This window comes from Deltaproteobacteria bacterium, from assembly GCA_020845775.1.
In the GTDB taxonomy this organism is placed as follows: domain Bacteria; phylum Bdellovibrionota_C; class UBA2361; order SZUA-149; family JADLFC01; genus JADLFC01.
Genome location: JADLFC010000028.1, coordinates 1 through 20,254 on the forward strand (window position 1 = coordinate 1; position 20,254 = coordinate 20,254).

Sequence of the window (20,254 nt, forward strand, 5' to 3'; positions counted from 1 at the left end):
TCACCGCCATGTCACCGTTAAGCGCCACCGTTTGGGAGTGTGAGCGCCTGCGTTGCAACCTATGTGGGGAAGTGCATACTGCCAAAGCACCTCGAGGGGTTGGCGTGAAGAAGTATGACGAGACAGCCTCCAGCATGGTTGGCTTGCTTAAATACGGCGCCGGGCTGCCATTTAACCGCATACCAGGAGAAACCAGGAACGCCGTTAGTTTGTTTCTCATTATCCGAATTTATCCACATGGGAGTACTTTGTTTCCGGTGGCGGAGAGTCAAGGGCTAGGAGAATTCCTCGTCATTCCATATTGCCAATCTGCGTAAAGACGCCTTTATAATTTCTCTTCGTCGGTGATGTTTAGTGTAGCGGTTTCAACGGTTGTAACTTTTTCAATTGTCTTTAAGAGCTCGCTGACGCGAACCGGTTTGCCCAAGAAGGCGCTTGCGCCAGCAGCGTTAGCTTCATGGCGGTAATCAGGGTGCGTGAGTTTGGAGACGACTATCATTGGAATGGATTTCTTTGGATAGAGCTGAGCAATGGCCTTCATTAGTTGATAGCCACCCATGCCGTCCATAGCTATGTCTGTTATAACCACTTGCGGAGTCCAGCTCCAGGGCTGATCCTTGATGAAGCGCAAAACGTGCTGTCCGCTCTCAAAAGGCATGGCACTTTTGCTATGCTTTGCAAGAATGGACACTATCTTTTCGCGAAATTGTCTATCGTCGTCTATGACTAAAATACTAGGCCCCTCGACCGATTCCAAAGTAGACATTTCTGTATCTCTCTCCCTCTCGAATGCTTCAATCTCATGGCTACTTAAGCCTCTCTAAGCCAATGATAGTAATGTCATCCTTTATGATGCGTCCACCAGAGAATTCTTTCTGAAAATTGTATATCCTATCTAAAAGCTTAACGACGTCACAGTCCTGCGGGTTCGTGGAAAGAAAATTCTCTATGCCGCTCAGTCCTAACATCGCCCCGCTCATGTCGGAGGTTTCCGTTAAGCCATCTGTAAATAGCAGCAATTTATCACCTTTTTCCAGCTTCGTTTCGTATAGCGAGTATGTGCTGTCGCTAAGTAGCCCAAGCGGTAGTCCTTCTGCATTAACTCGTCCAGCCTTGCATTCTTTAGCCCGCCAAATAATAGGCTCCGGATGCCCCGCTCTGGCAATCTGCAAACAAGCGTTTTCTGAGTTATATATAGCAGCAATTGCAGTAACGAACCTACCCTCCGGCATGTGCTTGGTTAGCCCACTATTCATCTCAAAAAGTATCTCGTGCGGCTCACTTGCATCAGTATAAGAGAGAGCCATTTTGGTCATGGCAGCTACGAAAGCCGCAGACAAGCCGTGACCAGAAACGTCAGCTATGAGAATTGCAAAAAGGGATTCGCCTAATTTCCAGATATCGTAAAAATCTCCTCCTACGGCGTCCAGGGGAACATATTTTGCGGCAAACCTTACTAGTGGACTTAGGGGAAGGGATTTGGGCAAGAGTGACTGCTGAATAACTTGAGCTTCCCTAAGCTCTCGCCGAAATCGATTGGTTAGTTCCCTCAGTTCAGTATTTTCAGCCGTAACCTCGATGCCAAGTTTCGAATGTTTAGTGGAAGTCTTCCTGATTCGCATCTGCGTCGTTACTTTCACCAATAGATCGGTAATGCTTAGAGGAAGGCTGATTAAGTGGATATTTAGCGAGGACTGAGCTTTTAAGGCCTCTAATAGCAAGGGATTTTGTTTGGCTAGGAGAATTATGGGTAGGCGCTTAATATTAGACTCTGCTTGAACTTGCGCTAATAGCTCATAACAATTTTCTTCGCGTTCGTTAAGCTCTATTATTACGAGATCGTAAATGCGTTGAGTTGCAAATTTCGATGCCTCTTTCAGGTTCTCAGCGTTTTGGCATTCATAAGACTTCTTCTGTAGAGCTGTGTTGATTTGAGAAAGAATCAAAGGGTTATTGCTTATAACTAAAACCCGATCGGTAAATTGTTGGGAATCTAGATTGAGATTAGTGTCAGACATAGGCGTAGACTAAAGTAGCGACCATATTGAGCCAAACGCAACAAAGGTGCCAATGCTTGCACCTAGATTAGCAAATATGACAACAAGTAATATACGACTGACTCTGTTGCTCCACAGCTTTCTAACAGAGGTTATTGAATCGGCAAGGTTTTCTAGATCTATTACTCTTGGCTTCCTCACAACTGCTTCGACTAGTCCGCAAACCCAACCTGCTGCAATTACAGGGTGTAGCGTAGTTAGTGGTGCTGCAAAAAAAGCGGAGGCGATTGTTAATGGATGTGCAAGAGCTACGAGCGCTCCAATGGCGGCAAGAACTCCAGTAGCTAAACACCAGGTAATAACCATTTGCGCACTTACCTGCGCGCCCGCATGAAAGAATCCATAGGCAACTAACCCAATCAATATTGTCGGTATGCTCCACGTAAACAGTTTAAAGCTTAATCTCGGCGGTGGAATAACTTCTAGCGGCTCTATGTCAATATGTGAGCCAAGCGCCTTTTTAATGCCAGGAATATGGCCAGCGCCCAACACCGCTACTACTTTGTCTCCAGGAGCGTTGAAAATCTTATTGGCCAGATACAAATCGCGCTCGTCTATGAGAGCTTCCTTAACTCCCGGTAGGTGAGAGGAAAATTCGGCAATTGCGTTCTCTAATGCGTCTGTTTGTTTTAACTTCTCGATGTCTTCTTCGGAAAGCTCTTCATCTGAGAAAAAAGACGCTAGCATGGAGAAGCAAATCTTAAATATTGCCCACAGACTGGCTTTCGACCAAGCGCGCTTTAAAGTGATTTTTACATCTCGGTCGGCAAGGACTAGGTTGGCTCCGGTTTCATTGGCAACCTCGATTGCCTTGCGCATCTCATCGCCTGGTTTAGAGTTCAGGCGCTCGCCCAGTTTCTTCTGAAAACTCGCCAGCGCAAGTTGCGCCATTAGTACATAGGCTTTCCCAGACTTGATAATGTTAAAGATATCGGCATGCCGCCAACTTTCTGGGTCTATTATTGCCGAATAACGCGAATTGCAAAGCTCGATCGCAACGGCGGTGGGGCGCTGTTCTCGTATTACTCGTTCGACTAAATCTACACTGCTCTTGCTAACATGCGCCGTGCCAACTAAAAAAAATCGTCGGCAGTTTACGTAAAGCTCGTGGACACAAGTGTCATGTTCGTTTGGATTACTCATACGGCATGATATATATCTATTTCCCTTACAGTAAAGCAATGCTATCTTATAGCTTTAAATTCAATGCTCAATTTGTGCTTATTTATTCTAACTCTCGGGAGAAGTTTTGATGAAAATAGTCGCTTTTGTGGACTGCCATGGACATACGGAAAACTATAAAAAAGTATTTCATGCTATTGAAAGTGCAGACCTGGTTTTGTTAGGAGGCGATCTCACTAATTTTGGCAAAGAGCGCGAGGCTAGGAGAGTTGTTGAGCCAATACAGGAACGTGCAAAGAGGGTGCTTGCCGTAAGCGGGAATTGCGATCATCGAGAGGTCGACGAGTATTTGAGCGAGATCGGCATAAATCTTCATGGGCGCGCGGCAGTAGTAGACAACTTGCTATTTGTTGGTTTAGGAGGTTCCTTGCCTTGCCCCGGCACTACTCCTAACGAGTATACTGAGGAGCAAATTGAGAGTACCCTTTCTGCCGCCGTTAGCGGCGTAGATTTAAACCGTCCCTTGATCTTGCTTTCGCATCAGCCACCGTTTAACACTGCAATCGATCGCATACATGATGGTAGACATGTGGGGAGTCAGGCCGTTAGAGCTTTTGTTGCCAAACATAATCCCTTGCTTTGTATTTCTGGACATATTCACGAAGCTCACGGTGTCGATACCGTTGGAAACACAAAACTTGTGAACCCAGCGCCTTTTATGATGCATTCGTATGTTTTCTGCGAAGTGACAGATAGCGTGCACGTGCTTGAAATGCGTCAAGTTAAGTAGCAATATCCGGAGTGTGCGTTGTTTTCGCTTACTGGAGTGTTAACGTATTTGTGGGGAGATGACTTGTGAAAAATATTCTCGTAGCAACTGACTTTTCAGAAGAGTCAAAGGAAGCCTTTTATTTTGCAAAGGAGCAGGCACTTTTGGCGGGGAAGGATGTAGGTCGGATTCACATGATGTTTGTTTTACAGGATCTGCCGGCAAGAGATGAGTTCGATATTTGGAGCTCTAAATTTAGCAAAGAGTCAATTCCATCTTTTGTAGATGAGGCTCAACTACAGGCTACTCAGCGGATTAAAGAATTGTGCCATGAGAATTTTAACGGATTTAATGTCGAAACGGCTATTGTGAGAACCCATGATTCAGTAGCGGCAGAAATAGCTGCCTATGCGAGTAGTCATAACTGCAATTTGGTGGTGGTAACAAGTCATGGCAGAACGGGAATCAAAAAAATTCTATTGGGCAGCGTTGCCAGTGAATTATTGCCTAGAGTTACGTGCCCCGCGCTCGTCGTTCCCGTGGGGGCGCTAAAGAGGGCGAAAGAAAAAAGAGACCTAAATGCCAGGAAGCATATTATCGTAACTACCGATTTTTCTGAGAAGTCACTGAGCTCATTTGAGGTCGCAAAGGAGCAGTTAAATGTTGCTAGCGACGTTAAGCCACAACTAACACTCTTACATGTATTGGAGGACGTGACGCGAGCCACGTATCATTTTTCTCTGGGGGGCGATCTTAAGCAAATTAAGATTGATATGAAAGAAAAGTGCTTGGAGGAACTAAACAAGCTAAGAGATAAGCACTTTGCAGGACTAGCGGTTAATACAAGTGTTATCGATGGCATTGAGCCCACTTATGTCGAGATAGCTGCGTATTCTCGCACTCATCATGTCGACATGATAATAATGTCGCGCCATGGCCGGACGGGGTTCTCAAAAATGTTTGTGGGAAGTAACACAGCAAAAATTCTGCCCAATGCTCATTGTCCGGTATTGATAGTGCCTTAAAAAAAGCTTCAGGTAGCGTTCCCCTTCCATATTTTCTCGAGTTCAGGGTGCAGAACTGCGAGAAAGGCGTCGATGTTTTGTTGGGAGGCTTTTATGTGTTTTGCTGACAGAGTGCTGCTGTTTGGCAAAATGCTGCTAACCTCTATTATCGCGCCATCGTTTCTTCCACTAAAGATTTTATCCTTTGCGGCCATTAAAATGGCAAGCCATTCTTGGGTGTAATTTTTTGTTCTGCTCCTAAACCAATAGTTAAAGAGCACAGACTGCGCTTGGCTTTGGCCAACAAGCGCGTTTACCGTCAGCCCTCCTAGGGAGGCTGGATTGTGCAGATGAGCGTCGTGCGTGATCCATCCATTTGCAGGAAGGCAAATGAGGGGAGAATGTTTTGCCGCTTGATAATCGCCCGTTTGTGTCTTCCAGTAGGCGATGTACAGGAAGATTGTTTGATTCTGATCGTTAACATAAACACGCCGAAGATGGCTGTCGAATTTAAGAGTATCGATCGCGCGAATACCCAGAGGATCTGCGTCTTTCCCGATCCAGCCGCCTAGATTCATCGGTAGTTTTTCCAAATGTATATCGGGAAGTTTGCGTTGCTCCTGTGCGGTTGGCAATAAGCGCACAGCAAAAAAAGCGCCAGCGAGAAGAATAGTGGCAAGGATAATTCCTTTACTAGATAATGCTAGCGACATTGGCATTTTTGGCGTCTAATTTAGAAACTACAACGTAGAGAACTGCGAAGCCTAATAAAAAAGCTATTGCTCCGGAAAAGCTGTGCAAAAAACCTTGGGCGATACTAGGGCTAACGAAATAAGCCATTAACCCCGTGCCAGCGACTCTAACGATATTAAATATCACTGCCAGTAGAACGGCTAGCAGCAGAGTAATAAGCTTTGTTATGTGGCGAGCATTTTTTAATACGATAATTACTATGGCGACGGTTATTAGGGCGAGAACCGAACGCATTCCACTACAGGCCTCTTCAACGAGTAAGTCCATGCCGGGAATTGCAATTACGTTGCCTTTTAAGAATACAGGTACGCCACTAACGTCGAGGACTACTGCGCTTGCTCGTGCAGCTAGAGTTTGAGAGCTATTAAATATTCTCTGTGCAAGGATGTCAGGCAGGGGTTTAGCAAGGAAGTTTATGCAAATCGCTGGAGCAAGTAATCTTGCGACATCTCGTCCAAGGATTAGGTAGAGAGTGCCAATTAAAGTAGGGAAAAAAGACAGCCATAGCAAAAATAATAACTGCGTCTGTCTGCCAAAAATAAACACTGCCAAACCAGCAAGTAATAAGAAGATGCCCGATATGGGTATGGTTGTCGGTTTGTCCTCTAACTCTCTAGAGCTAGTTAACGCGTTTATTTTTAATCTAGCGTTACAAATTATCCAAATCGATAGAAACGGCAGCAAGAGTCCGTGTGAGTAATTGTCATCTCGTAAACAAATTAAGGCTATCTCAGTTAGAGTCGGCAGGTATAGCTGCAAAAACAAAATGGCTAGTGCAAGTAGTCCCAAATACTTGGGGAGAGGGCGTTTGTGCGGACTGCTTATCTTAATGGCGTTTGCTCTAAAAATCATGGCACTTACCTACTAGCCATGAGTTTGGCAGGTTAACACTAAGCTGGCGCTGGAACACTTAATTCATTTGCAAGAAAAAATAGCGTTCTCGACACGAACAAGCCAAAGGACGAAAAACTTAACTTAGAACGGTCATCCGGAGAAATCGTCGCCTCAAAAGCTCTAAACTGCCCGGATAGTTCGCCGTATGCAGGCCGTGAGCCGAAGGACAGTTTTCCTTCTAAGTTGATAAAATCCTCTCTGGCCTTTTCTAAATGCGCTATCAACTGGGAGTTCTCCCTAAGATTGGAATCAAAAGCTAGAATTTGGAATGCTGAGAGCAGCTCTGTTTTTATGTCCTTTGCAAGAGGAGCTAATTGGGCGCGACTCTCGGAATTCGAGGCGAGCGCTCGTTCTAGTCTGTCGTCTGCTCTGCTCACTAGCGATTCAACCGATGGAGGCTGTCCTCGCGTCCACCAATACTCGGAGCAGGCGGAAAGAGAAATTAAGCTAAGTATAATTAGAATGAATAAACTTCTTCGCGGTGACATAGTTTAAGCTGTTAATCTCAACATGATGGCCAATTAGTATATGTGCTATTGTGGCTCATCCAATTTCTTGCGTAGGCCACACAGGAGCTATTTATATTAGTTAGTTGAAATAAGTGCAAAGAGAATTTGGGCAACTTTCTCATTTATGACACTTTTTTGCATAGGAAAAGCAAAATTTGTCAGCGCAATGTTTTGTGCGTTAGTTGATGAATTATTCGCCGCAAACGTTTAAGTTGTTGAAGTTTAAGCACTTTTTGTCGTTTTGTTTGGTTTCGATATGGGCCAAAATTGCTTGGCACGTTATTGGCATTGCAGTTTGTTGATAGGTGAGGGGGGTGGCGGTGGAAGGTGAGTGTCGATCAATAAATATCAGCGCATTTTTATTAGGCTTGTTGGGAGCAAGGAACATGGGTAGCCAGTTAGTAAATGATAAAAACACCAAGGCGAAACAAATAGGCATTGGCGAAGGTGGTTTCACGTTGATTGAACTAATTATTGTGTTTTCAATAATTGGCATTTTGGCTTCCATGGCGGTTACAGCGTTTTATGTCTATAGAGAGGACGTCGAATACGCCAAGGTGGAAGCGGATTTAAGAAATGCTCGATTGGCAGCTTCTGCTTTTGAGTTTGAGGACGACAGTCTCCCAGCCGGCTTTTCTGTGCCTTTAACTTTTTCCGCTACAGATGGTAGCCCTTTAGCGGGTAATTTGGCTACTATTTTGCCTGGAGGTTCAGTTTCACCAGACGTAATGCTAGGCGCAAGCTACGATGCCTGTGACGCGACTAGCCATCCGTTTGATTTGAATTCCCGCATATTGTCGCTACCTTGTAGAGCGGATAGATATGCCTTTTATGTGAAGTTTTGCGGTGGTTTTAATATATATATTCCCAACATAGCGCTTCCTGGCGGAATTTGTTAAGTAACTCGACTAGATTAGTGGTGAATAGATCTGAGTTTCTTATATAGTGCTTGGATCTTTTTGCTTTAACTCCTCGCGCATTAACCGATATATTAATAAGTAAGATCTAACTGCTTTGAGTTCGCATCTGAAGTTTTTAAAGATGTGAATTTTGCGTTTAAGTTTACCTTGGGAATCTCGCCTCATGGCACACAGAAGGAAGCGAAAAAAATCTCCCGCTCTAGGACTGCTCTCTTTATTATTGATAATCGCGTCGATTGCGGCGATGGGTTATTACAAATTTAGGGCGAAGCCGCTGGACGCGAGGCAGGTTGTTGAAGAGGTAGTGCAGGCCGCGAAGGCGAGCAAGAAGCTTTCTCCAACGGAAGAAGCTTTATTGCGCGTGCAGATTGCTGTGACTGATTTTGCGGCGCGAAATTCCACTCCGCCTAATTCGCTTTTTGATTTAGTGCCTGCATATTTTGATAAAGTTCCCGATAACCCGGAAACGAAGAAGCCATTTATTTATGAGCGAAATGGGGCTGACTACATGCTAAGGGCTAGCGATGAACCCGTGCAGCTAGCGTTGACCAGTGAGGATGGTGAAGGCCAAGAGCAGCAGACGGCCTCTATAGTGGCTAATGATGCTACAAGCGCTGCGGCGCAAGGGATGGACGATTTTGTTAATCCCAACACGCTAGAGGAGGAGGACTTTGTGTACGATCCTAGCAAACTGCGAGATCCCTTCGTGCCCTTTGATTTTTCGCCGAAAGCCAATGCGGATGAAAGCTTAACCCCACTAGAGCGATACAGCTTAGATCAACTGCGCCTGACTGCTGTAATCAGCGACTCACAAGGGCGCTTGTCTGCGATTGTGGAGGATTCTACCGGGCGAGGTTATACCGTAGGGAACAGCACCAAGATAGGCGATAGTGGCGGGGTAATTGTCAGCGTGGAAAAAGATCATCTTAAAATTCTTCAGACCAAAGTGGATTTTACTGGCAATGAAACTCAAGAAGTAATCGAGATGAAAATAGCTACTAGCACTGGCAGCGACGAAAAGGACAAATCTAAGCAAAATGCTAGAAGAGGGAACGCTGCTCGACGAGCCAAGTAGGGTTTGTTGGCGAACCGGAGTTTTTCCAACAAACCCTTCACGCACTACTAGAAAGGCCCATTAACGCAATTAGAAAGGAATGTCGTCGTCGTCGAAGGAGACAGAATGCATTTCCTTTGAACTTGACGCAGTAGGCGAGCCACCAAAATCAACATCGCCAAAACCTGGAGATTGCTTTTCGATGTTCCGCGAGAATCCCTGGTTTGCGGGGGCTTCGCCGCGCCCGCCTACAAACTGAATGTTGCTGGCGATGACTTCGGTCTTATAGCGATCTCGCCCTTCCTGATCTTGCCATTTTTTTGTCTGTATGCGGCCCTCCACGAATACCTGTCTGCCCTTAGCAAGATACTGGCTACAGTTTTCGGCCTGTTTCCCCCATACGACCACAGAATGCCACTCAGTGTGATCTACCCACTCTCCTTCCGGAGATTTCCGCTTTTCGCCAGTTGCAACATTGAGTGTGCAAACCGGCATCTGTGAACCAGTGTAGCGGAGCTCTGGATCCGCTCCGAGGTTTCCCAATAAAAAAACCCTATTTAATCCCATAGCCTGACGAACTCCTAAAAATATGCCAATCGGCTCATTAAACAGCCGCTATATATTAATCAAATACGCGCCCCTTTTTTTAATACGCTTACATATTATCGCTTGATTTGCAATTGCGCGTGCAGCCAGCTTAAGTGCGAGTTTCTGCGATAGGCTCTATATAACTATTTTTCCTTCGACCATCTTTTCTAACTAAGTGTGCCAATGATATATGGGCTACATGATTATTAAAACATCGCAAATACCTACGCAGGGGCTGGAAATATCCTTTGAGCTGGATAAAACAGTGTTAAATCAGCGAGTTGCCCAGGAAACTGATAACTCGGCGAGTTCCAAGTCAGCACGTGAGCTTAAGTATAATTATTCTTTCCGCTGTGACCCTAAGGTTAATATTTTGGTAACTATAGAGGGGACAACGGTTTTTTTGCGCGGCAATGTTAAGTCTGAGTTCAGCGCCTTATGCGGCCGCTGTGCGGAGGACGTGTCGCGAGAATTGAGAGTCAATATCGACCTCATGCTTAAGCGCGTTAGCGAAGAGACCGAAATCGGACAACGTCGCGAGAGCGATGCTATTGCCGATCTAAATGTGGACTATTACGCGGGGGATGAATTCGATTGCGAACCAATAGTCGAGGAGCTCCTGGTGTTGGCCCTGCCGTTTGTAGTCGTGTGCAAAGATGAATGCAAAGGCTTGTGCTCAAGTTGTGGGGCAAATTTAAACCTAGGGCAGTGTAACTGCAAAACCGACCAAAATACTGATAATCCCTTTAGGGCAATAAAATTGAATAAATAGTGGCTATGCCGTTTTAAAAAGTTGGCTTTATCAAGGGAATAACTCATGAAGCTGGCGATGATCTTGATTAAGGTACCTTGCCATATAGTCCTATCTTCGGATATTAGATTCTACTTTTTTTAGTGTAGGGCGTTTAAAGTCATACATGCCATTATCAGCTTATTTGACAGTTTCTGTTGAATTGTGCATGAATTTTGCTGGGGTAATGGTTTTCTAAATGTAAAGGTATAAGGAAATGCAAGTTCCAAAGAGAAAAACATCGAAGTCAAAGCGCAATATGAGGCGGGCACACGACGGATTAGTTCCTAGTGGCTATGTATTATGCAGCAAGTGTCAGGAACCCAAACTAAGGCATCACATTTGTCCCGAATGTGGTCAGTACAGAGGACGCCAGATGGTCGAGCTTCCAAGCGGCGAGTGAGTTACTGAAGTTATAGAGGTTCATAAAGGGGCAGCTATTTAACTTAACTAGAAACTGATTTTCGGGAATTATGAGGACAAACGGTAATTTGCCAGCCTATCGATCCGAGCTACCAGTTGCGGTCGATGCTATGGGTGGCGATGCGGGCTTTGAAGTTCAAGTTGAGGGAGCAATAGCGGCTTACAAAGAGTTTGGTTCTCGTTCAATACTAGTTGGGCCGGAGGAACAGCTAAGAGCAAAGCTTGGCAGCTTGGGTGCTAGTCACTTGCCTATAGGCGTGCGACACGCAGCAGATACTATAGGCATGGAAGAGTCGCCTACTCGGGCAGTGGTGAGAAAACCAAACTCGTCTCTTTGTGAGGCTTACAGGCTAGTCGAAGCGGGCGAAGCTTCCTCGATTATTAGTACCGGAAACTCCGGTGCGATGATGGCTGCGGGAATTATGATCTGTGGCACTATGCCGGCAATTAAGCGACCGGCCATTGCTACGCTAATGCCGGTTGCAGGGGACAGTCTTCCGAATGTCGTCTTGGATGTTGGTGCAAATGTAGAGTGCCAGGCGCATAATTTGGTTCAGTTTGCTACGATGGGGGCGATTTATTTTAATTGCCTCTTTGACGTCGAGAAGCCGCCTGTTGCGCTGCTTTCAAACGGGACAGAAGACACGAAGGGAACCGATGCAATGCGCGCCGCGGCAATGGTTCTCTCCAGGCTCGAAAATATCAACTATATAGGCTACGTCGAGGGGCGCGATATACCTAGAGATAGAGCTAAAGTTATTGTTTGCGATGGTTTGGTAGGCAATATAGTTCTAAAGGCTATGGAGGGAGCGGTTAGGCTTATATTTGATCAAATCATGTACGAGGGAAAGAAGGGGCTACTTAGGAAAGTTGGCTTAGGTCTCTCTCGTGGCACTTTCCACGATGTGTTTTTGGGGCAATTCGATTATTCCTCTCACGGTGGTGCTCCGCTCTTAGGACTAAAGAAAGTTGCTATTGTATTGCATGGTGCTTCCGGAAGTAGGGCTGTGAAAAATGCTATTAGAGTTGCGGATAACTTCGTGGTGTCGGGCATGATAGAAAAAATTGCAAAGGAGATAGGCCAACTCGAGGACAGTCAGTTGCAGCCGTTTGATAACATTTTTAGCGGCGTCATGGCGGATGGCGAAGGTTTTTCTGGAGCAGCTAAGAGGGCTAAAGTTACAACTAGATTGGAAGAAGAATTGCCCACCGAGAAAGATAAGGGCGAGGAGTCAGAATCGTCGCAAAAGATGACAAGTGGGACAGAAGACGCGGAGTTAAAGATTGGATAATTTTTTAAGCGGGCAAGTTGCCGTAGTTACCGGTGGAGCACGAGGGATTGGGCGAGCTATCTGTAAACAGCTAGCACAATGCGGCGCGCAAGTTGTGATTAATTATTCGCATAGTAGTGGCGAGGCCAGCATTTTAGCGCAAGAAATAACTAGCGAAGGTGGCAAGGCAAGAGTGTTGCAGTTCGATGTAGCCGATCCGGATGCTGTAGAGAATGGTTTCCGTGAGATTTTAGATTCTTGCCAAAAAGTCGATATTCTGGTGAATAATGCCGGCATAGCTATTGATTCGCTCATAGTGCGGTCAAAGGTGGATGATTGGAAGAGAGTTCTCGATGTGAACTTATCGGGGTGCTTTTACTGCTGTCGGGCGGTATCAAAAGCCATGATGAAGGCGAGATATGGCAGGATAGTAAATATTAGCTCGGTGGTCGGAGAGATGGGCAATGCTGGGCAAGCTGCTTATGCTGCCTCGAAAGCGGGCATTATTGGATTGACAAAGAGCCTAGCTAGAGAGCTAGCAGGGAGAGGGGTTACGGTTAATGCGATAGCGCCAGGATATATAGAAACAGATATGACTCGTTCCCTTAGTGAGAATATTAGAACTGAGATCTTAGAGGGCATACCTCTAAATCGCCTAGGAACCCCGGAGGATGTGGCAGCAGTCGTTGGCTTTTTTTGTGGTAACGGCGCTGGCTATATAACGGGTGAGGTTCTTGGAGTGAACGGAGGGATGTATATGTAGCTCAAAGTGCAGGCCGAATCTCACTTTTTTTGGAGATTTTGGCATAATAAGAAAGCATAATAAGACATAAGTGAAGAAAAAAAATAGTTATGGTGGTTGGAGAAGTGCGGTGTTGTTATAATAGCTTGGAATGATAAAACAATTTGTAAATAGTTAGGCTGGAGGATTAAGGATGTCAAGCTCGGAAACCGTTGAAAGAATAAGTGCTATAATTGTTGACCAGTTGGGCGTAGCTGCCGAAGACGTAAAACCAGAAGCTTCTTTTATAGAAGATTTGGGTGCCGACTCGCTAGATATAGTTGAGTTGGTGATGGCAATTGAGGAAGAATACGATATCGAAATATCGGATGAAGATGCGGAAAAGATTCAAACAGTAGGAGATGCAATCAACTACATCGAGGAACACGCACAGGCTTAATGAGTCGCCGCAATGATATGTCCTCTGTGTAGCTCCGTTAAGACTAAGGTCATAGATTCCAGGGAGGGAGGGGATGGGCGCTCTGTGCGCAGGAGGAGAGAGTGCGAGTCTTGCGAGTTTCGCTTTACCACTTTTGAGCGAATCGAGGAAAGTATGCCAATGGTCATCAAGAAAGGTGGCCAGAGGGAGTCGTTCGATCGCTATAAAATTCTAAGTGGTTTGAGGCGAGCTTGCGAGAAGAGGCCGGTAAGCGCGGACATGATGGAGGAGATCGTAAGGGGGATTGAGGCTAAACTATTTGAACTGGGGGAACGAGAGATTTCGAGCCAAGATATTGGCGAGTTGGTAATTCAAAAGCTCCGAGATATAGATCAAGTTGCATATGTGAGGTTCGCATCTGTATATAGAGAGTTTTCTGATCTAAGCGAATTCATGGACACGCTAAGATCGCTAGATGCCATTAATAATGCTGCGGTGTCGGTTGCTGAGGTAAGTGGCGATTTGTCCGATATTTGCCCTAATGGGTAGGCGTCTTTATGTAAATAATAAAACAAGTGTTTTCAGTTGGGCATTTCCGATAATTTTTTCATGAACAGGGCACTGGCGCTTGCGCGTCGCGGTAGCGGTTTGGTGTCACCCAATCCAAGCGTCGGTGCTGTTGTCGTAAAAGAATCTAAGATCGTCGGAATTGGCTGGCATGGGCAAAGTGGCGCATTGCACGCTGAGGTGCTCGCTATTCGAGAAGCTGGTGCGCTTGCTAGAAATGCAACCCTGTACGTAACATTGGAGCCATGCAATCATTATGGAAAGACGCCTCCATGTGTGGATGCCATAATCGAATCTGGCATCTCTCGCGTCGTTTATGCGATGGATGATCCGAACCCGAATGTAGTTAGCGGTGGCGCTCGGAGACTAAGAGAAAAAGGTATAGAGGTGCAAGAGGGTGTGTTGCGAGAGAAGGCGCGCGAGTTAAATGTTGCTTGGCTCAATTGGCTTAAGCATGGCAAACCATTGGTCGTAATAAAAATGGCACTGTCGCTCGATGCTTGTAGTGCTAGTGGAGTAAGGGGAGACTTGAAATGGATTAGTTCTAGCGTTTCTCGGGCGCAGGTGCATCGCATGAGACGACAAGCAGATGCAATAATGGTGGGATCGAAAACAGTTCTGACAGACGACCCTATGCTAACTAATCGCAGTGGAAAAGGTCCACAGCCGTTAAGAGTGATTATCGATTCCGAGCTTTCTATCCCCCTTACCGCTCAGGTATATAAGGGCGCGGTCGAATCTAGCATTGGAACCCGGCCGGCCAATGATAAGGCGGTAGTGTTTGCTAGCAATCGGGCTTCAAGTGAGCGCAGAGAGCAGTATGAGAGAGCTGGGATAGAGGTGGTGGCGCTAGAGGATTTTAATGGAAGATTAAATCTTGGCGCAGCGCTCGAGTTTTTGGGGAAAAGGGGAATTCAGTTTTTGGTTTGCGAGGGAGGTGGCGAGATTGCGACTTCGTTAATTGTCGAGGGTTTGGCAAATCGCTTAATCCTTTACTATGCGCCATTTTTGATTGGAAACGAGGGTTTGCCATTTTTTAGAATGTCATCTGGGCGGGCGCCATCAACTGTGCGGCGTTTTAAACTTTTGCGAACGAGTAGAGTGGCGAACGATATACTGGCCATATATGACGTGAGCGCCACTGAGAGAGTAGGTAATTAGATGTTTTCGGGAATCGTCGAAGAAGTTGGTAAGGTTCATTCGTCCATGCAAGGCTTAAATGGTGGTGCTTTCGGGGTATCTGCCGAGCTGTTTTCGCATGGCGATGTTAAGGTTGGCGATTCTATTGCTGTTAGCGGCGTATGTCTAACAGTTGTTCGCATTGATGGACATACGGCAATCTTTGATTTAGGAACTGAGACGTGCCGCTGCACTACGTTGGGGCGTAAAAAAGTGGGTGAAGCCGTTAATCTGGAGCGATCTCTTGTTTACGGCGCTAGACTCGATGGGCACTTGGTTTCTGGACATGTCGATGCAGTTACTTCGGTGTTATCTCGGGAAATGTGCAGTAATACTGCTACCTTTGAGTTAGAATTAGCTCCTTTCTTGGCTCCGCTAGTCGTGCCCAAGGGGTCAGTTGCCATTGATGGGGTAAGCTTAACAGTGGGTGGAGTTACCGAAAAAAGTTTTTTTGTGTATATTATTCCGCATACCTTGTCAGTTACGACTTTTGGCGACTTAAAACCTGGCAGTATCGTAAATCTCGAAGTCGATATGTTAGGGCGTTATGTCGACAGAGCGGTTAGATATTATCTGCAAGACGTTGGGCATGATGATGCTACATCCATTTGAAGAAGTTATGCGAGACTTTCGTCTCGGGAAGTTTGTTATTATTATCGACGACTCCGATCGCGAGGACGAGGGAGACTTGACGGTCGCCGCCGAGCTTCTAACGGAGCAAGGAATGAACTTCATGCTGCAGGAAGGGAAGGGTTTAGTTTGTCTAAGCCTCACCGAAGAACGCCTTAAACAGCTTGGTATCCCATTGCAGGTAGCAGAAAACTCGGCGCCGTTAGGCACTAATTTTTCTGTAAGCATTGATCATAAATCAGTCGCTCTTGCTGGAGTAACGGCTCGTGGGCGCGTTGCTACGATTCGAGCCGCAGTTAGCTATACTGCAAGCTCAGGCGACTTTAATTTGCCAGGATATGTTTTTCCTTTAAGCGCGGTAGGGGGTGGTGTGTTGAGGCGTAGAGGCCAAACGGAGGCATCGGTGGATTTGGCTAGGATTGCTGGGCTTACGCCTGCGGCCGTTATTTGCGAAATAATGGACGAGAATGGCGATATGCTTCGTGGAGAGGCACTGGTTGAATACGCAAAGAAGTGGGGAATTAAGATTACAAGCGTCGAAGCAATTTTGAGATATAGATTAAAGCATGAGGTGTGCCTGAGGAGAGTTTCTGAATGCAGGTTCTCGGATATCACCGAGCTCGGCATTTTGTCAGACATAAACTTTTCTGTCGAAACGGTTAAGCAAGTTGTGAAAGTCTTTGTGTATGTAGATGACGTCGATGATAAGGAACACTTGGCATTTGTGGTGGGCGAGCCGAAGGATGGGTGTTTAGCAAGGATTCATTCCGAATGCCTTACCGGAGATGTCTTTGAGAGTCAGCGATGTGACTGTGGATCGCAGCTATTATCAGCATTAACCGCAATTATTAATGAGGGGGCGGGCGTTATCGTATATTTACATCAGGAGGGCAGGGGAATCGGACTTGGCAATAAGCTTCGCGCTTATGAGCTTCAAGAGCTCGGTCGCGATACAGTGGATGCTAACCTTGAGCTTGGATTTGCAGCAGATGCTAGGGATTATAGAGTTGGAGCGCAGATTTTAGCAGATTTAGGTCTTCACAATGTAAGGCTTATGACTAACAATCCAGATAAAGTTCAGTCAGTAGAGCGCTTCGAGATGAGGGTGTTGGAGCGCGTCCCTATACTAACAGAGCCCGATAAATTTAATTTGGAGTACATAAAAACTAAGAAAAACCGCATGGGGCATTTAATACCGGATTCGGCACAGATAAAGTCTTCTAATTTGCAGTAATAAGTTGATTTTTTTTGAGAAACTGTTTATTAGGAGAAGCGGTAGGCCGTATCAGTTTTTGTAGGGTTCTCTATTCCGGCAAAGAGCGAGTGCGCAAGTATTCGCAAAAAATAACAAATGATGAGCAAGTGTGATAGCTTAGGCAGCTCTGAATTGCTTCAAGACAATATTAATTACATTAATTACTGCAATATTTTATTATTACTGACTCGGTTATAGTTACTAATTTAAGGAGTGTTTATAATGGTGCTTTCTTCTCAGCAAAAGGCTGAAATTATGGTCGAGCATTCGCGTGCTCACGGTGACACTGGTTCTGCGGAGGTGCAGATTGCTGTGATAAGCTCGCGGCTTAATTACCTTCAGGGTCACTTCGAGAAGCATAGCAAGGATCATCATTCCCGTCGGGGCTTGTTAAAGTTAGTTGGAAAGCGCAGACGGCTCCTCGACTACCTTAAGCGTACGGATATCCAAAGATATAGGGATATCGTTCAGAAGTTAGGATTGAGGAAGTAGTTAGAATTAATGGGGCAGAGAGCCCCATTATCTTTTTTTAGGCGACCCTAAAAGCGCCCCTAAATAGAGCAAAGATTGACTTTTTAGTGTGGAGTATTCTTAAGAGTCCACAGTGGTTTTATTAACGACAGAAATATTTTGGAAAAATAATGGCGGAAAATATTGGTTCTAAGTCGCGCGTGATAGTTGAGCAGCAGTTTCACGGGGCGAGTTTTTCAATTGAAAGTGGTTGGGTTGCAAAACAAGCGTCTGGTGCTGTTATTGTACGACAGGGAGAGACGATGGTTCTCGTAACAGTTTGTCGTGCGGACGCAAAGCCAGATGCAGATTTCTTTCCGCTTGTAGTGGATTATCAGGAGAAGACTTACGCGGCTGGGAGAATTCCAGGCGGGTATTTAAAGCGCGAGGCGCGACCGGCTGAACACGAGATTCTCATATGTCGTCTAATAGACAGACCGATTCGACCACTTTTCCCTGATGGGTATTTAGATGAGATTCAGGTTATCTGTACAGTTCTTTCGGCGGACGGAGAAAATAGCCCGGACGTGCTGGCGATTTGTGGAGCATCGGCAGCTCTCTATATTTCAGAAATTCCTTTTTACAATGCAATAGCAGGAGTTAGAGTAGGTAAGGTCGATGGCAAGTTGATAATAAATCCAAGTTTGTCTCAGCTCGCAAAGTCCGAGATCGATCTAGTTATTGCTGGGACTAAGGATGCTATCGTCATGGTGGAAGGTGGCATTGATGTTTTGCCGGAAGCGGAAGTCATTGAGGCCCTATATTATGGCCACTCCGAGCTAAGGAAAATAATCGAGCTTCAGGAAACGTTGCGCAGCAAGGTTAGCAAGAAAAAAATGGATGTCGCTGCCAGTGAGTTGACTTCGGGCTTGGAGCAAAAGGTTGCTGAATTAGCAAAAACGCGATTGTGCTCGGCCCTGTCGATTAAGGATAAGCTCGAGCGCAAGCAGGCTGTGTCTACGATTAAAGAGGAGGTCGCTCTTGCGGTTCAAGTCGAGTTCCCCGATGCGGCGGCAGAGATAGGCTCGGCGTTAGAGACTTTAATTAAAAAGATCGTTCGCAACAGAGTAGTGGACGAAAGTGTACGCATAGACGGTCGCGGACTTAAGGATGTTCGCCGAATTGAATGCGAGGTGGGCGTTATACCCAGAGCTCATGGTTCGGCTCTTTTTACGCGCGGCGAAACTCAGTCGTTAGTTACCGCAACGCTGGGAACTGCGATAGACGCACAGCGAATGGATACCCTAGAAGGGCTTTCTGAGCGAAAGTTTATGTTCCATTACAACTTCCCGCCGTATAGTACGGGCGAGGTGAAGATGTTAAGGGGTACTGGGAGGCGCGAGTTGGGGCATGGAACGCTCGCCAGGCGTGCTCTTGAGCCGGTACTGCCGTCTACTGAGGATTCTCCTTATGTAATCCGCGTAGTGTCGGATATTATGGAGTCGAATGGCTCTAGTTCTATGGCTAGCGTATGCGGGGGCAGCTTGGCGCTGATGGATGCCGGTATAGCGATTAAAGAGGCCGTTGCAGGGGTGGCGATGGGCTTAATTAAGGAAGGCGAAAAAGTTGCTGTGTTAACGGACATTCTTGGCGATGAAGATCACCTGGGAGATATGGATTTTAAGGTATGTGGCACGCGAGGTGGAATTACTGCGCTGCAAATGGACATTAAGTGCGACGGGCTATCGCGCGAGATGATGGAAAGTGCGTTGGCGCAGGCGAAGGCTGGAAGGCTGCACATACTGGGCGAGATGGACAAGGTGTTAGCGGCGGCTAGAAAGGAACTCAGTCGCTATGCCCCAACTATTCAAACGATGAATATTAACCCGGATAAAATCCGCGATGTTATTGGACCTGGGGGCAAGACTATACGTTCTATTGTAGAAACTACGGGTGCTAAGATTGACATCAATGACGATGGCACTGTTACGATTGCTAGCGTTGATAGCGATTCGGGTAAACGTGCGATGGAAATCATCAAGGGATTAACTGAGGAGGCGGAGATAGGAAAGACTTATAATGGAGTAGTGAGGCGCATAACGGATTTCGGGGCTTTTGTAGAAATTCTTCCTGGCTGCGATGGCTTGGTGCATATCTCGCAATTGTCGCGCGATCGCGTTGAGTCGGTTTCAGATGTGGTGAGAGAGGGTGATGAAATTAAAGTTAAAGTCTTGGATATCGACAAACAAGGTCGCATTCGCTTGACGTGTAAAGACTTGTAGCCCTTTGGAAAGCAGTCGGTATGCTAGGGTTGTTTTGGTAGGAAGATTCCATGTCTAGTGATTTTTGCTGTGGAACTGCACTGTCGTTTTATGTCTGTGAAGAGGCGAGAGAGAGGGGGATTTCTTTTTCGGCGCCGCGTCCGTTAGATGCGGGCTATGATTTGCCAAGCCTTTTTGATGTTAGTCTTTCGGCTGGAGAGAGGCGCCTAATTAGAACCGGGATACACATAGCCGTTCCTGAGGGATGGGTTGGTGTGATTAAGGATCGCAGTAGCGTTGCTAGCCGTGGTGGCGAAATTAGTGCCGGTGTAATTGACAGCGCATACCGCGGTGAGGTTAAGGTTTTAATGCGGAACGCTGGCGCGGAAGAGCTGACGTTTAAATCTGGGGATAGGATTGCCCAGCTTTTAGTTTTGTTGCACAGCCCAGGGAATGAAGTTGTAGAGGTGTCTAGTCTGGAGGATTTGGGAGTAACGCTTAGGGGAGAGGGTGGTTTTGGATCTACAGGGCGTTGATGGGCGTGATTTTTTACAGGACATTTAATGTATTTTTCGATTAGTTTCGTTTATGCGTCCAC

At 46.1% G+C, this 20,254-nt stretch carries 24 protein-coding genes; 17 read left to right on the forward strand and 7 right to left on the reverse strand.

The annotated features are described in order from the left end of the window. The coding region (locus tag IT291_01595; protein ID MCC6219914.1) for a hypothetical protein at nt 1-317 on the forward strand (317 nt) is incomplete at its 5' end. Nucleotides 318-325: 8 nt separating this feature from the next. Here IT291_01595 and IT291_01600 read toward each other — a convergent pair. From IT291_01600 to IT291_01610, 3 genes are read right to left on the reverse strand one after another with little or no spacing between them, the layout of a single operon-like run. Continuing rightward, entirely contained in the window at nt 326-766 is a 441-nt protein-coding gene (locus IT291_01600) for a response regulator (GenBank protein MCC6219915.1), read from the reverse strand. A 40-nt stretch (nt 767-806) separates the two neighbouring features. Next, nucleotides 807-2,018 (reverse strand): SpoIIE family protein phosphatase, encoded by a 1,212-nt coding sequence (locus IT291_01605; protein ID MCC6219916.1) that lies wholly within the window; start codon nt 2,016-2,018, stop codon nt 807-809. Nucleotides 2,019-2,027: 9 nt separating this feature from the next. Continuing rightward, the gene (locus IT291_01610) at nt 2,028-3,200 is read right to left on the reverse strand and encodes a TraB/GumN family protein (protein ID MCC6219917.1); all 1,173 of its coding nucleotides are present in this window, start codon (nt 3,198-3,200) and stop codon (nt 2,028-2,030) included. Nucleotides 3,201-3,309: 109 nt separating this feature from the next. Here IT291_01610 and IT291_01615 point away from each other — a divergent pair, with 109 nt between their 5' ends. Continuing rightward, nucleotides 3,310-3,969 (forward strand): metallophosphoesterase family protein, encoded by a 660-nt coding sequence (locus IT291_01615; protein MCC6219918.1) that lies wholly within the window; start codon nt 3,310-3,312, stop codon nt 3,967-3,969. A gap of 65 nt (nt 3,970-4,034) precedes the next feature. Beyond that, nucleotides 4,035-4,973, forward strand: coding sequence for a universal stress protein (locus IT291_01620; protein MCC6219919.1), 939 nt, complete (start codon nt 4,035-4,037; stop codon nt 4,971-4,973). 8 nt (nt 4,974-4,981) lie between these two features. Here IT291_01620 and epsI read toward each other — a convergent pair whose 3' ends face one another. The 3 genes from epsI to IT291_01635 are packed head-to-tail and all read right to left on the reverse strand — an operon-like array spanning nt 4,982 to nt 7,087. Further along, nucleotides 4,982-5,665 carry an EpsI family protein gene (epsI, locus tag IT291_01625; protein ID MCC6219920.1) on the reverse strand — a complete coding sequence of 228 codons (684 nt, stop codon included), beginning with the start codon at nt 5,663-5,665 and terminating at the stop codon, nt 4,982-4,984. Next, nucleotides 5,646-6,557 (reverse strand): exosortase/archaeosortase family protein, encoded by a 912-nt coding sequence (locus IT291_01630; GenBank protein MCC6219921.1) that lies wholly within the window; start codon nt 6,555-6,557, stop codon nt 5,646-5,648. Before IT291_01630 ends, epsI begins: the two co-directional genes overlap by 20 nt. Nucleotides 6,558-6,595: 38 nt before the next feature. Continuing rightward, nucleotides 6,596-7,087 (reverse strand): hypothetical protein, encoded by a 492-nt coding sequence (locus tag IT291_01635; protein MCC6219922.1) that lies wholly within the window; start codon nt 7,085-7,087, stop codon nt 6,596-6,598. Nucleotides 7,088-7,494: 407 nt separating this feature from the next. Between IT291_01635 and IT291_01640 the strand changes: the two genes are divergently transcribed. Together IT291_01640 and IT291_01645 are read left to right on the forward strand one after the other, a co-directional pair. Then, complete coding sequence (locus IT291_01640) at nt 7,495-8,007, forward strand: type II secretion system protein (protein MCC6219923.1); 513 nt, start codon at nt 7,495-7,497, stop codon at nt 8,005-8,007. Between the two features lie 184 nt (nt 8,008-8,191). Next, the gene (locus IT291_01645; GenBank protein ID MCC6219924.1) at nt 8,192-9,103 is read left to right on the forward strand and encodes a pilus assembly protein PilP; all 912 of its coding nucleotides are present in this window, start codon (nt 8,192-8,194) and stop codon (nt 9,101-9,103) included. Nucleotides 9,104-9,172: 69 nt separating this feature from the next. Here IT291_01645 and IT291_01650 read toward each other — a convergent pair whose 3' ends face one another. After that, the gene (locus IT291_01650) at nt 9,173-9,649 is read right to left on the reverse strand and encodes a single-stranded DNA-binding protein (GenBank protein MCC6219925.1); all 477 of its coding nucleotides are present in this window, start codon (nt 9,647-9,649) and stop codon (nt 9,173-9,175) included. A gap of 220 nt (nt 9,650-9,869) precedes the next feature. On the opposite strand from IT291_01650, the gene IT291_01655 reads away from it, so the two are divergent. The 12 genes from IT291_01655 (at nt 9,870) to dut (ending at nt 20,192) form a co-directional block, all read left to right on the forward strand. Beyond that, nucleotides 9,870-10,442, forward strand: coding sequence for a DUF177 domain-containing protein (locus tag IT291_01655; protein MCC6219926.1), 573 nt, complete (start codon nt 9,870-9,872; stop codon nt 10,440-10,442). Between the two features lie 235 nt (nt 10,443-10,677). Next, nucleotides 10,678-10,863, forward strand: coding sequence for a 50S ribosomal protein L32 (rpmF, locus tag IT291_01660; GenBank protein ID MCC6219927.1), 186 nt, complete (start codon nt 10,678-10,680; stop codon nt 10,861-10,863). Nucleotides 10,864-10,933: 70 nt separating this feature from the next. Continuing rightward, on the forward strand, nt 10,934-12,175 hold the full coding sequence (gene plsX / locus IT291_01665) for a phosphate acyltransferase PlsX (protein MCC6219928.1): 1,242 nt from the start codon (nt 10,934-10,936) through the stop codon (nt 12,173-12,175). Further along, on the forward strand, nt 12,168-12,917 hold the full coding sequence (gene fabG / locus IT291_01670; protein ID MCC6219929.1) for a 3-oxoacyl-[acyl-carrier-protein] reductase: 750 nt from the start codon (nt 12,168-12,170) through the stop codon (nt 12,915-12,917). The genes plsX and fabG overlap by 8 nt, the downstream gene beginning before the upstream one ends. Before the next feature lie 172 nt (nt 12,918-13,089). Further along, nucleotides 13,090-13,335, forward strand: a complete 246-nt coding sequence (gene acpP / locus IT291_01675; protein MCC6219930.1) for an acyl carrier protein — start codon at nt 13,090-13,092, stop codon at nt 13,333-13,335. Between the two features lie 12 nt (nt 13,336-13,347). After that, nucleotides 13,348-13,863, forward strand: coding sequence for a transcriptional repressor NrdR (gene nrdR / locus IT291_01680; protein MCC6219931.1), 516 nt, complete (start codon nt 13,348-13,350; stop codon nt 13,861-13,863). Between the two features lie 60 nt (nt 13,864-13,923). Further along, nucleotides 13,924-15,042 (forward strand): bifunctional diaminohydroxyphosphoribosylaminopyrimidine deaminase/5-amino-6-(5-phosphoribosylamino)uracil reductase RibD, encoded by a 1,119-nt coding sequence (gene ribD, locus IT291_01685; GenBank protein ID MCC6219932.1) that lies wholly within the window; start codon nt 13,924-13,926, stop codon nt 15,040-15,042. Beyond that, entirely contained in the window at nt 15,043-15,672 is a 630-nt protein-coding gene (locus tag IT291_01690) for a riboflavin synthase (GenBank protein MCC6219933.1), read from the forward strand. Further along, entirely contained in the window at nt 15,656-16,924 is a 1,269-nt protein-coding gene (gene ribA / locus IT291_01695; GenBank protein ID MCC6219934.1) for a GTP cyclohydrolase II, read from the forward strand. The genes IT291_01690 and ribA overlap by 17 nt, the downstream gene beginning before the upstream one ends. 243 nt (nt 16,925-17,167) lie before the next feature. Beyond that, nucleotides 17,168-17,437 carry a 30S ribosomal protein S15 gene (gene rpsO, locus IT291_01700; GenBank protein ID MCC6219935.1) on the forward strand — a complete coding sequence of 90 codons (270 nt, stop codon included), beginning with the start codon at nt 17,168-17,170 and terminating at the stop codon, nt 17,435-17,437. Nucleotides 17,438-17,586: 149 nt separating this feature from the next. After that, a complete protein-coding gene (gene pnp / locus IT291_01705; protein MCC6219936.1) occupies nt 17,587-19,677 on the forward strand; it encodes a polyribonucleotide nucleotidyltransferase in 2,091 nt (696 codons plus the stop codon). Between the two features lie 50 nt (nt 19,678-19,727). After that, nucleotides 19,728-20,192, forward strand: coding sequence for a dUTP diphosphatase (gene dut, locus IT291_01710; GenBank protein MCC6219937.1), 465 nt, complete (start codon nt 19,728-19,730; stop codon nt 20,190-20,192). The last annotated feature ends 62 nt before the right edge of the window (nt 20,193-20,254 follow it).